General features: G+C 43.7%; 9 protein-coding genes and 2 pseudogenes. 6 read left to right on the top strand and 5 right to left on the bottom strand.

Translation table 11 applies throughout. The features are described from left to right. Nucleotides 1-62: 62 nt before the first annotated feature. Nucleotides 63-1664, bottom strand: a complete 1602-nt coding sequence (locus PseudUWO310_RS13910) for a YcjF family protein (RefSeq protein WP_142602245.1) — start codon at nt 1662-1664, stop codon at nt 63-65. Nucleotides 1665-2248: 584 nt separating this feature from the next. Here PseudUWO310_RS13910 and PseudUWO310_RS13905 point away from each other — a divergent pair. The 4 genes from PseudUWO310_RS13905 to PseudUWO310_RS13890 all read left to right on the top strand — a co-directional run bounded on the left by PseudUWO310_RS13905 (nt 2249) and on the right by PseudUWO310_RS13890 (nt 8786). Continuing rightward, the gene (locus PseudUWO310_RS13905) at nt 2249-2806 is read left to right on the top strand and encodes a shikimate kinase (protein WP_142602242.1); all 558 of its coding nucleotides are present in this window, start codon (nt 2249-2251) and stop codon (nt 2804-2806) included. Nucleotides 2807-3125: 319 nt separating this feature from the next. Next, nucleotides 3126-5780 carry an adenylate/guanylate cyclase domain-containing protein gene (locus PseudUWO310_RS13900; RefSeq protein ID WP_142602240.1) on the top strand — a complete coding sequence of 885 codons (2655 nt, stop codon included), beginning with the start codon at nt 3126-3128 and terminating at the stop codon, nt 5778-5780. A 174-nt stretch (nt 5781-5954) separates the two neighbouring features. Continuing rightward, the gene (locus PseudUWO310_RS13895) at nt 5955-7646 is read left to right on the top strand and encodes a CTP synthase (protein WP_142602238.1); all 1692 of its coding nucleotides are present in this window, start codon (nt 5955-5957) and stop codon (nt 7644-7646) included. 246 nt (nt 7647-7892) lie between these two features. Next, a complete protein-coding gene (locus PseudUWO310_RS13890) occupies nt 7893-8786 on the top strand; it encodes an alpha/beta hydrolase (RefSeq protein ID WP_142602236.1) in 894 nt (297 codons plus the stop codon). A 193-nt stretch (nt 8787-8979) separates the two neighbouring features. On the opposite strand, the pseudogene PseudUWO310_RS13885 reads toward PseudUWO310_RS13890, so the two are convergent. Both PseudUWO310_RS13885 and PseudUWO310_RS13880 read right to left on the bottom strand, forming a co-directional pair. Further along, nucleotides 8980-9323 (bottom strand): annotated as a pseudogene (locus PseudUWO310_RS13885) (transposase); the annotation flags it as partial. A 65-nt stretch (nt 9324-9388) separates the two neighbouring features. Beyond that, nucleotides 9389-9739 carry a hypothetical protein gene (locus PseudUWO310_RS13880; RefSeq protein ID WP_411729038.1) on the bottom strand — a complete coding sequence of 117 codons (351 nt, stop codon included), beginning with the start codon at nt 9737-9739 and terminating at the stop codon, nt 9389-9391. On the opposite strand from PseudUWO310_RS13880, the pseudogene PseudUWO310_RS13875 reads away from it, so the two are divergent. Then, nucleotides 9728-10318, top strand: a pseudogene (locus tag PseudUWO310_RS13875) (group II intron maturase-specific domain-containing protein); the annotation flags it as partial. The gene PseudUWO310_RS13880 and the pseudogene PseudUWO310_RS13875 overlap by 12 nt on opposite strands. A 156-nt stretch (nt 10319-10474) precedes the next feature. Here PseudUWO310_RS13875 and PseudUWO310_RS13870 read toward each other — a convergent pair. Next, nucleotides 10475-11872 (bottom strand): hypothetical protein, encoded by a 1398-nt coding sequence (locus tag PseudUWO310_RS13870; protein WP_142602232.1) that lies wholly within the window; start codon nt 11870-11872, stop codon nt 10475-10477. A gap of 241 nt (nt 11873-12113) precedes the next feature. Further along, the gene (locus PseudUWO310_RS13865; RefSeq protein WP_142602230.1) at nt 12114-12851 is read right to left on the bottom strand and encodes a Uma2 family endonuclease; all 738 of its coding nucleotides are present in this window, start codon (nt 12849-12851) and stop codon (nt 12114-12116) included. A gap of 451 nt (nt 12852-13302) precedes the next feature. On the opposite strand from PseudUWO310_RS13865, the gene PseudUWO310_RS13860 reads away from it, so the two are divergent. Continuing rightward, nucleotides 13303-14679 (top strand): NAD(P)/FAD-dependent oxidoreductase, encoded by a 1377-nt coding sequence (locus PseudUWO310_RS13860; RefSeq protein WP_142602228.1) that lies wholly within the window; start codon nt 13303-13305, stop codon nt 14677-14679. The last annotated feature ends 3 nt before the right edge of the window (nt 14680-14682 follow it).

Below are 14682 nucleotides of genomic sequence, written 5' to 3'. Positions count from 1 at the left end.
TGCGCCGCCAGTCAATTCTTGGGGTTTGATTTGTCCTATAGCTACATTAAGTTGGTTGTGTTTTAGTTGGCAGCTACCCGACGGGAAATAATATTTGTTACAAAATCCATCACAAAACGATCACTTTGAAATGCCTGAAATGTTCTTTGACATATTTGTTGCAGGTTATCGAGCGAGATGGGAGATTTACGTAGGTCGGATGGCATTTCAGGCTGCTCTAAATATGCCACAAAGCTCATGCCGCCAATATGGGTTAAGTAGGCCGCAGTAACCGCTTGCACTGAACCACCGATCGCATAGGTGACCGCATTGACCTTAAAACAAGAGGCGATCGCAGAAGTAGCAATTTCTATACAGCCGAGCTGCAATAGCTGTTGAGCGATCGTCATTGCGTACTGCTGAGCCTGTTTGAAATTTAAGGGGCGATCGTAGGTTTTGGCAAGATCGATCAACATTTGGGTATTGATGGCGGCTCCCGCAAGGAGATCAATCGCGGGAATTGGGTTGGCAAAAACCGTTGTGGCGGCGATGAATTGATAGCGATTGATAATCGTAGTTGCATCTTGGCGACGTTCTTGCGCGATCGCACCATTGATTGCTTGCCACAAACTTACGATTTGCTGATGGGTATTGGAGATCAGCAAATCCTCCCACTCGTTAGACAGAATTGATTCGATGCGTTCTTTCAAAGCACTGACATCGGGCGGAAGCTCTTCCCACCATTCCTTTGCGACTTCGTTATGCGCTGATATATGGGCTGGCGAATTGGCATGGGCTGAGCTATATTGACGGACTTTGATCGGACTCGGTTGAGCAGAGACCGCCACAATATCCATTTCTGCCAAAAATGCGGCGGTGCGCTGCTTGAGCTTCTTGAGGATGCCTTCGCGATCGCTAGGTAAATATAAATCCGTCTTATTAAATACTAGGATTACCCTTTTACCCAAACCCGTAAGATCTTCGAGGTCGCGATATTCACTATTAGTCAAATCACCTGCGGTGACAAATACCATCAAGTCCGCATTTCGAGCTATTTGTCGCGACTCCAATTCTCGCTGCTGACCCATTGCCCCCATTTCCTGCGTACCAGAGGTATCGAGGAGTGAAATTTGGCGCTTAAGCTTTGATTCCAAATGGCGATCGCTATGGATCGGATTGATACCAACAGGAGAAAAGTCGATCCCCTGATAGGTATATTCTTGACGGTTTGTGGTTGTCCCGATCTCGGCTCCAGTCTTGCCTAGCTTTCGCCCCATTAGGGCATTAAGTACAGAAGTTTTACCCGCCGAACCCGTGCCAAAAATGACGATCCGAAAATGATTTTTTTGGAGATTGCTAGAAATTTGACGAGCTTGGGCATCAAGCGACTCCCGCTCGCTCGGATTGGCAATTTTAGCGATCGCTTTTTGAATTTGTTCTAGTTCTTTAAATAAAAAACTGCGATCAATAACTTGAGATTGCTCGTTCGTCGCAGCAAAACTCTTGCGCACATTTGTAAACAAAAGCGTTCCGCCCACCATCATCGTGGTGATGCTCAGAAGATGCCAATCATGTTCTAGCGAAAACAGCGCATTGGCGATCGCCGCAACACTGATAATCCCTAAACCTAACAGCCATTTTTTGGGGAAACTTTTGTGGGACAAGAATGTGCGATAGTTCAGCATTCACAACGTACTCTTCAAAATTAAATTTTAAATATCTTAGTTAAATATCTTAGACTTATAGCGGTTTTTCGATGGCTGCAAGCTCATTGGCAAGCCCAAAATTAATCTCAATCAGGTTTCTGACTTTTCATTTTGGCGATCGTCAAAATGAAATCCACCGTATAAGTTCCCGACGGGGAATGTGAGGCTGCGATTCCCTTATGATTCGCTCATAACTCCCTATGCATAGGGCATTCTTCTATTACATCCTCACATTTACTCAGAAAGGAACTGATTTTACTATAAACCTCAAGATGGCAATACAAATTTTATAGCAATCTCAGCCCCTCAGACCGAAAAAGTAGAAGTACTTGCCAATTTATATCGTGACAAAACCAAAACCCAAAATAGAGTTGCGGCGCTTCGCGCCGCAACTCTATTTTGGGTTTGGTTTCTTAACCACAATGGCTATAGCTACAACTGACAAGTTCATCAATATTTGGTGACTGAGAAGCCCTAATGCTGTGAGAACATTGCTTTAGTCACTATGGTTAGGAACGACACCTACTGTTCTTAGCTTTTACGAATTTTTAAGATATAGGCAAATGCTCAACGGAACGAATATTTTTTTGGTTGGTATGATGGGTGCAGGCAAAAGTACCATAGGTAAACTTTTAGCGCAGAAGCTAGGCTACAACTTTGTCGATACCGATCCCTTAATCGAACAATGTGCAGGCAAGTCAATAACGGATATTTTTACCCATGATGGGGAAGAGCTATTTCGCGATCTCGAACAACAGGTGCTATCGCAAGTCTCGTCCTATACCCGTCTTGTTGTGGCAACAGGTGGGGGGATTGTCCTGCGATCGCTCAATTGGTCGCACCTCCATGATGGGATTGTCGTTTGGATCGATGTCCCCGTCGATGTTCTGCACGAACGGCTTAAAGCTGAATCTGAACATCGTCCCCTATTGCAAACTGAAAATCCGCTTCAAAAGCTGACCGATATCTACGAGCAAAGGCGCGATCGCTACGCTCAAGCAGATATTTCGATTATGGTCGATGCCTCAGAAGCGATCGAATCCGTGAGCGATCGCCTACTAAGCATGATTCAATCGCGGATCGTACCCGATCGACTTAAGCAAGATACTATTGCAACCTAAGAGATAGCTAGGACGAATCAAACCCCCAAAGATGAGTGGCGGCGCAAAGCGCCGCCACCCATCTTTGGGGGTTTATGGTTTTATATCCTAAGCAACCCTGACGTTGCGATAGCCTCGAAACCTAAATCTGAGGCGGTAATTTGCTCCATCTATACTTTCTGGGTTTGCGATCGGAATCTTAGGGATGCTAAGATATCTCTTTCGATTTGCCTAAAATTGGCATTGCCTAAGCTCATGCATAACCTTGCAGGAACAAGAGTACTTGGATAGGCATCAAGGCTCTTAAAAGTTGGGACTAACCGCAAATCTTAGTGCTGATATGACACCATCATCCCCTTCTCGCATACCATCTATAGATACGAACGCTACGATTGATGTGATTGCAGAGATCGAATCTTCCAGCGAACTTCCTTCTGCTAAGCACAACACCCACCCAGCTTTATCAAATTTTCAAGAAGCTTCAGAGCCTAGCTCTAGTGCTTTAACCGTAACCAAAGGCGGTAATTTTGCCTCCGTACTCGCCCCCCTCACTCCCGAAAAGTTTAGTCAGGTGGTGAACGATGTCGAGCAAAGGTTGCGGATTGTCAATCAAACTCTCGGTATGCTCAACACCGATTTTGATGTGATTCTTGATGAAATGCTACAGGCGATTCGGGGCAAAATCGGCGAATTATTATCCGCAGACCGCACCACAATTTTTTTGTTAGATGCCGATAAAAATCAGCTTTGGTCAAATGTTACCGATGAAAAAGGTAAAAACATTGAGATTCGCATTTCCACCGAGCCAACGAGTATTGCGGGCGAAGTAGCTACCTACGGTCAGATCGTTAATATCCCCTTCGATTTTTTTGACGATCCCCGCTCGGCTCAGGCTAAAAAGCAGTTTGAGCGAACGGGTTATCGTACTTACTCAATGCTCGCTATGCCCCTGCTGAACGATAACGATCAATTAGTTGCCGTCGTTCAGCTCATTAATAAATTACAGGTCACCGATCATTCACTGCCCCTTGAAGAACGTGTTGACAATATTGGGTTTACCGAAGAAGATCAGGCTCTTTTTGCTCAGTTTGCGCCATCGATGCGCTTGATTTTAGAGAGTTCTCAGGCTTTTTATTCGGCCGCCCAAAAACAACGGGCTGCCGATGCACTGATGAAAGCGGCGATGTCTCTCGGACAAAGTTTAGACCTAGAGACCACCCTAAAAAAGGTAATGGACGAAGCTAAACTGCTGATGAATGCCGATCGCAGTACGCTCTGGTTAATTGATCGCGATCGCAATGATCTCTGGACGCAGATCGTCAATCAGGATGGCACAACTAAAGAATTGCGTGTACCGATGGGTGTTGGTTTTGCGGGTAGGGTAGCTATTACGGGCGAAGTTCTCAATATTCCCTTCGATCTGTACGATCATCCCGATGCCGATAACTCCAAAAAATTCGACCAAGCCAATGGTTATCGTACCTGTAGCTTGCTCTGTATGCCAGTTTTTAACTCTAACAAAGAATTGATTGGTGTGACGCAACTGGTTAACAAAGTGCAGCGTGGTGAATTTCCCGAATACGATCCCACAATCTGGCCAGCCCCTCCCGAACGCTTCAAAGCAAGCTTCAATAGTAATGACGAAGACTTTATGAAGGTCTTTAATGTGCAAGCGGGGGTTGCCCTCGAAAATGCGAAGCTATTCGCGAAAGTGAAGCAAGAACAGCAAATGCAAAAAGATATTTTGCGAAGCCTATCCGATGGGGTGATCTCCACCGACAAACATGGCAAAATTATCGCCGCCAACGAAAGAGCCTATGACCTGCTGGGCGTTGACGATACCTTGTTAGAGGGTAAATCGGTTTACGAGTTGATTAATATCGAAACTGCAAATTTCACAAAATGGTTTGACACCAGCTTGGAAGGTAGCGATGAAAAGAGTCGCAAGCAGTATTATCCCGATCAGACGCTGCGCTCTACCGATGGCGAGCAGCATAGTATTAATATCTCCATTAATACTATGTCCGAGGGTGATGAAGGAGAAGGCGTACGTGGCGCTCTCGTCGTGATGGAGGACATTAGCCAAGAAAAACGACTGAAGAGCACGATGTATCGCTACATGACCCAAGAATTAGCGGAGCAGCTTTTAGCAGGTGGTGATGCCAAGATGGGTGGCGATCGCAAAGAAGTTTCCGTCCTCTTCTCTGATATTCGCAGCTACACCACCCTTACCGAGTCACTTGCCGCCGAAGATGTGGTCATGATGCTGAACGAATATTTTGAAACCATGGTGGAAGCGGTCTTTAATTACAAAGGTACGCTTGATAAATATATTGGTGATGCGATCATGGCGGTGTTTGGCTCGCCCTTGCCGATTCCCGATCATGCGTGGATGGCTGTGCAGACGGCTCTTGATATGCGCGATCGCTTGCAAGAGTTCAATATCAAACGCATCGAAAAACTCAAGCCCCAAAATCAAAAAGAACTCGATATGGCAACGATTAAAATCGGGATCGGGATTAACTCCGATACCGTCATCAGTGGCAATATTGGCTCTACAAGGCGGATGGAGTTTACGGCGATCGGTGATGGTGTCAATCTTGGTTCGAGGCTTGAAGGGGCTAGCAAGCAGTATGGTACGGATGCCATCATTAGTGAGTCGACCTATAAGCTCTGTGGCGATCGCCTCTGGGTACGCGAACTAGATCGCATTCAAGTCAAAGGTAAAAATCAACCCGTGAGTGTTTATGAATTAATCGGATTGAAATCCGATCCCCTCAAGGAAGTTCAACATCGGATTATCGAGCATTACCATGCTGGGCGAGAGCATTACCTTGCCCGCAAGTTTAGTAAAGCTGTAGCCGAGTTTGCTGAAGTTCTAGAACTCGATCATCACAACAAAGCTGCCAATATTCACATTACCCGTTGTCAGCATTTCTTGCTCAATCCTCCTGAAAATGAATGGGATGGAGTATGGAGAATGACCGAGAAATAATACCAATTTCCAAAATGGCGTTGCCATTTTGGAAATTGGTATAACATAGAATTTTTCTAAACCAAAATTCAAGGCTGGCGGGGTTTTATGCGGTAGCTAGCAACTGCTATATAATCACTTTGTTAAGCATGGTTTACAAAGTGATAAGCCAATGCATCCTAATAACGAAATTTTATGGCTAAGTATATCTTTGTGACTGGCGGAGTTGTCTCTAGTATTGGGAAGGGAATCGTGGCCGCAAGTTTGGGACGATTACTTAAATCAAGGGATTATTCAATCGCGATTTTGAAACTCGACCCCTATATTAACGTTGACCCCGGTACGATGAGTCCGTTTCAGCATGGGGAAGTTTTTGTCACCGAAGATGGCGCGGAGACCGATCTCGATCTGGGACATTACGAGCGATTTACCGATACCTCAATGTCAAAGCTGAGTAATGTCACCACTGGCGCAATTTATCAAGGCGTGATCAATAAAGAACGTCGTGGTGATTATCAGGGCGGAACCGTACAGGTGATCCCTCATATCACCAACGAGATTAAGGAACGCATCCATCGGGTTGCGAAAAATGGCAATCCCGATCTCGTTATTGTCGAAATTGGCGGTACGGTTGGTGATATTGAGTCCTTACCCTTTATCGAGGCTATTCGCCAGTTTCGGAAAGATGTGGGACGACAAAACGTGGTGTATATGCATGTTACGCTCATGCCTTGGATTGCCTCCGCAGGTGAAATGAAGACCAAGCCCACCCAACATTCGGTTAAGGAATTGCAATCCGTGGGGATTCAGCCCGATATCTTGGTCTGTCGTAGCGATCGTCCTTTACCACAAAATATCAAGGACAAAATTTCCGAATTTTGTAATGTCTTGCCTGAGTGTGTGATTACAGGACAAGATGTGAAGAGCATCTACGAAGTGCCCTTAGCAATGGAACGTGAAGGCTTGGCTGAGCAGGTATTGCGTTTGCTAGGGATGCAACAGCGCCAGCCCGATCTCCGCAGTTGGCAAACCCTTGTGGAGCGTCTTTACCGTTCCGAGCATCATATCGAAGTGGCGATCGTTGGCAAATATGTTCGGTTAACCGATGCCTACTTATCGGTGATCGAAGCCCTCAAACATGGGGCGATCGCCGTTAATAGTAATGTTAATATCCGATGGATTAACTCTGAAGATATCGAAGCCTATGGTGCTGATAAATTCCTCAAGGATGTCCATGCGATCGTTGTTCCTGGAGGGTTTGGTCATCGGGGAGTCGATGGTAAAGTCGCGGCAGTACAGTATGCACGCGATCGCCAGATTCCATTTTTAGGGCTATGTCTGGGAATGCAATGCGCGGTCATTGATTGGGCAAGAAATGTAGGAAAACTAAGCGATGCCAATAGCGCCGAATTTGCCCCAGAATCTCAGAATCCCGTCATTCACCTTCTCCCAGAACAGCAAGATGTGGTAAATCTTGGTGGTACGATGCGCTTAGGTTTGTATGCCTGTCGTCTTGTGCCGAATACGCTCGTACATCAGCTTTATAACGAATCGGTCATCTACGAACGCCATCGCCATCGCTATGAATTCAACAATGCTTACCGATCGCTGTTTATTGAATCGGGCTATGTAATTAGCGGAACTTCTCCCGATGGCAGATTAGTTGAAGCGATCGAACTTCCGAGCCATCCTTACTTCATTGCCTCTCAGTTCCATCCTGAGTTCCAATCGCGTCCCAGCCGTCCCCACCCATTGTTCCAAGGTTTGATTAAAGCTGCACTGGATCTACAAAAACACCGCTTTGACAATGATTCGACATTAGAGAATGCGCCAGTTCTCAACCAAATTAACGAGTCACAAGAGTTCGCTTCCGTAGTTTCTGCTTAGGATTCTTTAGTAAAAATGGCAAAGCCATTTTTACTAAAGAATCACTAATACCAAAGCTCAAAATGTCGTAGCCATTTTGAGCTTTGGTATCAATCCTAAGGAAGAATGGGAATTTTAAGTCATTATTGCAGAAATTCTATTTCTGCTATATTCTAAGTTTAATTTCTGGGGCATCGGTATTCTTAGCATTTAGAGAGCGGTTCTCTCTTCATTTTTTTAGCTCATCTTCTTAATGTATACATACCCATGGCTCATGCATTTAATCTAGGTGGACAGAAGGCTTACTATCATGATGAAGGTGATGAAAGTGGTTATTTTCATACTTACGATGCTTTACAGTTAGATCCTAAAAGCGATCGCCCCCGTAAAGTCCATGTCTTTTTACCGCGTACCTATGGGGATAATCGCGATTATTCCGTACTGTATATGAATGATGGCAATACTGCTTTCTGGGCAGGAGGATTGAGTCCTTATTCATGGGATGTCCCGAATGTAATGAGAAGTTTATACAGTAAGCAAGAAATAGAGCCTGTAATTGTCGTGGCGGTTCATCCTCTTAATCGCTCCTACGAATATCTACATGTAGAAGAGTTTTCTACTCCCTTTAAAAAGGAAGGTGGTGGGCTACCAGAATATGCTAATTACATGGTACGGCTTAAATCTTTTATTGACGTTAATTACAAAACTATTAGCGATCGCAGTTCTACGACTATTCTCGGTTCCTCCCATGGTGGATTGGCAGCTTTTTATACAGGCGCGATTCACTCCAATCACTTTGGTAATATCGGTGCGCTCTCTCCCTCATTTTGGGTGGGCGGTGTTTTTAATCTGCCTAGTTCTCCATTGATGGTGGCTGTTGGGAAATATCTTCGTAAAGATAATCAATATCGTCCCCGTCTATGGATTGATTGGGGAACTAAACGTTCGGGTGGCTTCCATAATTTCGTCATTGAGCAGCAAGCAACTAAATGGGCACGCAGGATGCTAGAAATCCTAGAAAAGGACTATGGGTACGTACTTGGTAGGGATCTATTTAAGTATGAGGATAGGGAAGGAGGTCATGATGAGAGAGCATGGTCTTATCGTTTGGGTTTGCTCCTCAAGCAGTTCTATCCCCAAAATAATAACGTTCTTAAATAGGGCTTGCCGAAAAAAGTGACTAAGCGGAAAGTAGTGGGCAAAGAGGAAGGGGATAATACTTTGAATGTCTACTAGGAAATTGCCAAGAAAAAGAATTAAAGTTAAAGAGCAGTTTCCGAGAGGGAAGAACAAAGAGTTGCCAGCAAAACATAAACCAAGAAAAACCGAAAAAAACAAGCCACTTGAGCAGCGATTCCAAATTCATCACCAAGAAAGTGATAGCGATCGCTGTTTCCGAAGTATTTGCTAACTTGGTCATGACACGATTTAAGCTAAACCGTCGTTTAGCCTGCCCAAACTTACCTTCAGTTTGATTGCGAACCTTAGCATCTTCGAGAGTTTGCTTGCAAATAGCCGCCAAATCATCGGGTACAGGTCTGCCCAAGGTAGAGCCGTAATCCAAATACCCAGATTTCGGCAATAGGCGCGATTGCTGCGAGTGCGATAAATCTGGTCAACGTAAACCACTTCAGGATAATATCCAAAGCGAGATTTAAACAATTCTACTTGCTACTGCAAATCCCCCGATTCATTGAAGTTATACCAAATCACAAAATGGCGTAGCCATTTTGTGATTTTAAAACCCTTACTGGGTTTAGTTTTCAATTCCCAAAAGTGTAGCCACACTTTTGGGAATTGGTATTATCCCAACTGAGATGGTCGAGAAATGCATGGTCATCCACACAACTAACCGAGAGTTTAGCGCCAAACTCCACGGGTGTTCCTGACTTACCTCTGACGATCGGACGTACATGAGGTTGAGTAATACTGACGATGCGGTCGTCTATGCGATGACAACCTTGCTCGTACATCAATTGTTGTTGCCGATATACTTCACTGACGACCAGCAAGTTCCGATAGAGATTCTTCTTCAATTCCGATAGCTTTGCCCCTGCGGCAATTAGGGTATCAATATGGGCAAGATTGCGACGGACATATCCCTTGGTTGGCATTTCAAAGTGCGAAACAACGGAAAGTTTCGATGTGTCCCGTCCGTGGACAACTTCAAAGCTTTTCGTAAGAAGGTAAAATTCATTGTTAATAACTCGAACTATGGAGCCAAAGTCAAGGCTGAGAAATTAGCCCCTCTGGTTAGAGGTTGGAGAGAGTACCATAAATACTGCAAGATGGATGGGTCAAGGAATTCACTTTGGCATATCAATCACAGAGCATGGAAGGTATTTAACAAGGAAGCAAATTTAGATAAGCTCTCAGTTACAAAACTTATTAAAAAAGCTTTTCCAGTGGTTCCTTACTCCGAAAATAGATACAACAATGTCACTGGAACTAAATCTCCCTATGACGGAGACTTAGTTTATTGGAGCGAACGTAACAGCAAGCTCTATAACAGTACGACCTCTAAAGCCCTAAAACGGCAAAACCATTCATGTAACTTCTGCGGACTCAATTTCATCGGAGAAGAAAAAGTGCATTTACATCATCTAGATGGAAATCACGATAACTGGACAACAAAAAATCTTGTAGCAATACATCATTCCTGTCACCAGTATCTGCACATGAGCATGGGGTAATTCCCTCTTATATCTGGGAGCCGTGTGCAGTGAAAGTTGCAAGCACGGATCTGTAGGAGAGGGGCTTGGGGTAATACCCAACCTCGACTCTAACAACTAACCCTACGCGATCACACTACAAGATCAGTGATCGTGCTGACATTGGCTGCTTAATTCTTATTCTGGAGATAAGTTCACTCCTGCGGCTTTAAGTCGATTCGCCAAGTTTTCCCAGCCAGTTTCTTTCAAAACTTCAGAATCTTCTGATTTGTTATATAACCATGAATATTGGGAATGAAGAAACACAAAAAGTGATTTCCAACTTTCACGGAGATCTGGGAGATATTGTTTGTTTTTTTCAAAAAGTTCCTCGAGAATTGCTGGTGTACCAGTAGCATCATATATCTGACTATTTTTCTCTACAACCCTAAGAATGTCTTGGATATTAGCTACAGAGAAGCAGTTAGCCATTGGAAAAATCAATGACTCGCCTAATCTCTCTGCACCTCGATAGTCGCTAGCTTTTGAATATAAAGCGATGGCTTGAGTAGCAAATTCGGGTTGTGGTGTTGCTTTGATTACACTTATTTGTATTTCTGAAGAAAGCTCATTAAATCCCTCAATAATGATTGGCTTTAGATCGTTTACTAAAATGGCTTCAAAAACTGAATTGCGAATACTAGGCTTATTAAGACTTACTTGAGTTACTTCTTTTAAGTGAATTTTAGCAGATTCATCTAACCAATTCCAACATCGTGGATCAGCTCCAAGTAATCGAAAAACATTAGGCAGACAGCCTTCGTCTAAAGATTCAATAATAGTCAACAGTTTTGCCTTCATCCGTTCTTCGTAGATGTCGGGATGTCGATTAGAAATAGCTTGTAAAGTCAAGAGAATCTGTCTTGCATACGTCAATGGTAAATCAGGGACATCTCCACGCAGTATTGCCTTTAAGAGCAGGAATAGAAGATTCTCAGTCAACGACCTTTTTGCACGATCAAAATACCTAGAGTTTAAAAAGATACAGGCTGCGTCTAATGTAGGAGGGAATGAGGTTGTTTTTATATCTCTTACAATTCTTGCAATTGCACTTTTACCTTGTACAGGCTGATGCTGTAAAAGATGTTTAACAACATGTACTATGTGCATCCGAACCCTTTCTGGCTCAGGTTCAAAGAGCATTTCTTCGGATACAAATGCGGGGTGAGCGCAAAGATTACGATCATCTTTTAATCGAGTAATGTCAACCTGCTCCTGATCTGACAAAAACTCGAAATCGATAGTTGCTGTTTTCAGTAAATCTTCTTCAATGTTTTGAAGTTGTCTAATCTGTTTAGCTGCAATAGCTTGATCCAATTTATTTATAAAATCTTGTGCCATTGGATCACCTTGATTTGATAACTCTCTTATTTTTGATATCACATCAAAAGTAACAGCAATCCAAGTGGATACTATTGCTGAACGGTATGCACCTCCTCGATATGCGTCTATCGCTTCCAAGATATAAGACCGTGCTGTTCTATCTCTTACTTTAAGAGCTAGTTCGTCAAGATCTGTAAGGCGAACTTCTTTCATGAATTACAACTTCAGACAGTTAGATTTCGTTCATTATCATACACACTAAATCTTGCTCCTGATGAGACTGGGGCGGCAATAACTATATTGCTTAAGATCCATATCTATAGCAAAAAAATTTAGATTGCATATAAATCCTCTTGAGTAAGGGGTAGACATTCGCTAAATAGGGCTATATTAAACAACTTATCTTGTTTTACAAAAAACATCCCCCTAGCAAAATAGTTGATCGCCTTTTTAATTATTCAGAGATATCACCGAAGCGATCGCGATACTTTTGTAATAATGCCTCAGCTTCAAGTCTAGCCTGACGCTCTAGGTTCGTAAGTTCTTGAGCAGTGAGATATCTCTTACCTGAGCGATCGTACCAATAGACCCATTCGCGTTGCCAACCATCGTAAATACCCTGTTCACAACCAATTCCCAAACCAATCTCAGGAATCCATACCATCTTCCCACACTCTGGCAAAAGCGTCACCGCAGGCAAAAGTTGATATTTTCCATCGACTAACTTGTACACCTCTAAAGATTGATGATCCTTATACAATCGGCGACCAGACGTGGAATTGTACACCACATAGTAGAGGATGCCTATTTCTGCATACTTGGATAACTTCGTGTCGTATTCCCCATTGTATTTTTTAGAAACAACTTCCAAAGCCAGAATTGGCATTACTTTTTCCTGCCAAACCACATAGCTCAAGCGTCCACCTTCACCAGTTTGCTTCGGTACACCCAGAGCGAGAAATCCATCGGGAACGATTGCCTTCGATTTAGTTGGCTCCTCAATATTTGGTTCGTAATATACTCCCATATCCACACCCCAAAACCAATCAGAGCGATCGCTCCAAATTTCTCGCAATAGATTCAATAGAAGATTAGGAATGTCATTTTGGAGTTCATTATCCACAGGTGTTTCATCGGAATCGGGTAGGTCTTCCGCAGTTGGCAAACGGTATTGAGAAGGTACAGTAACCATAGTTTTTTGTACTTTACGTTGCAAATCTCAGTCTAACTGATAAGCCGTAACGATTCTATCATTCGCAGGATTATAGACAGCCATCACACTATTATGTTTTTTAACTGATCAAACGGAGTATGCCACGAAAAATAATTGGGAAGTACAAACCCGAATCCAATAAACGTAGGAACTACAAAAGGATAATAAAAAGGCTCATCATCCACCTCAGTACCACCAAACTGAATTACAAAATTCCCACACCAAAAATACATCCCAACCATTTGGATATCTAAGCTATAGGTTAGTGATCGTAGTTTATCCGACACATTCATAACGAGTATTTGGGATTACTAATCTAAACATTAGCATTCCAGAACAAAAAGACACAAAAAGATATTTTTATTTACATATATAATAACTTTTAAAAGATGCCACCAGCAAAAACATCACACCCAACTTAAAACTTGCCATGTCTCTAAGTACTCAAAATGAAAGCGCACCCCATCATGTTGTTATTATTGGCGGCGGTTTTGGGGGACTATATGCCGCCCAAAAACTAGGCAAATCAAAGGTTCCCCTCAAAGTCACCCTCATCGACAAGCGTAACTTTCACCTCTTCCAGCCCCTACTTTACCAAGTCGCCACAGGCAGCCTCTCCCCCGCCGATATCGCCTCACCATTGCGGGCAGTCCTCGCCGAAAACAAAAATACCAGCGTCGTGATGGGCGAAGTGCTAGATATTGATCCCCAAGCGCAGGTAGTTAAATTAAAAAATCACATAGACATAAACTATGATTCGCTGATCGTTGCCACAGGAGTCAGTCACCATTACTTTGGTAACGATCAATGGTCAGAGCAAGCTCCTGGATTAAAAACCATTGAAGATGCGATTAATATGCGTCGCCGTATCCTAAGCGCCTTTGAAGCTGCCGAAAAGACCCACGATCCTAAGTTTAAAGAAGCATTGATGAACTTCGTGGTTATCGGTGGCGGGCCAACGGGTGTAGAACTCGCAGGAACCTTAGCGGAACTTGCCCATCGCACTCTTAGCGGTGAATTTACGAATATCGATACTAAGAAAGCGCGAATCATCTTGATAGAAGGAACCGATCGCGTATTGCCCCCATACCATGCCGATCTCTCGGCAACCGCAAAGGAATCTCTGATAAAGTTGGGAGTGGAAGTTAAGACTAGTGCGATGGTGACGAATATTGAAGATCATATCGTTACCTTCAAATGTGGTGAACAAGTCGAGCAGATCCAAGCGCAAACGATTCTCTGGGCGGCAGGTGTCAAGGCTTCACCAATGGGTAAAGTATTAGGCGATCGCCTAAATGCGGAACTAGATCGCGTTGGTCGTGTGGTTGTCCAGCCCGATCTATCGATCGCCAATTATCCTAATGTCTATGTGATTGGTGATTTGGCAAACTATCCCCACCAAGGCGATCGCCCACTTCCGGGAGTTGCACCTGTGGCGATGCAGCAGGGAGAATATGTCGCGCATCATATTGAGGCGAAAGTGCAAAAAAAGGAACCCGCAAAATTCAAGTATTGGGATTTTGGCAGTCTTGCCGTAATCGGTCGCCATGAAGCGGTCGTGGACTTCAAGTTCTTGCGTCTGAAGGGTTGGCTAGCATGGTTTATCTGGACATTTGTCCATGTTTACTATCTAATTGAATTTGATAATAAGCTGATCGTGATGATTCAATGGGGATGGAACTATTTCACCCATCGCCGTGGCGCGAGAATTATTACAGGTAAATACTTACAAGTATTAGAAGAAATGGAAGGAATTCGTGCAGGTGGGCTTTCCTTAGAAAAAAGGGAACCAGCCGAAGTTGCCTAATAA

Origin of the sequence: Pseudanabaena sp. UWO310 (assembly GCF_006861605.1) — a bacterium.
In the GTDB taxonomy this organism is placed as follows: Bacteria; Cyanobacteriota; Cyanobacteriia; order Pseudanabaenales; family Pseudanabaenaceae; genus Pseudanabaena.
The sequence above is the reverse complement of the archived record's forward strand: the minus strand, read 5'-3'. Positions and strand labels throughout refer to the sequence as shown.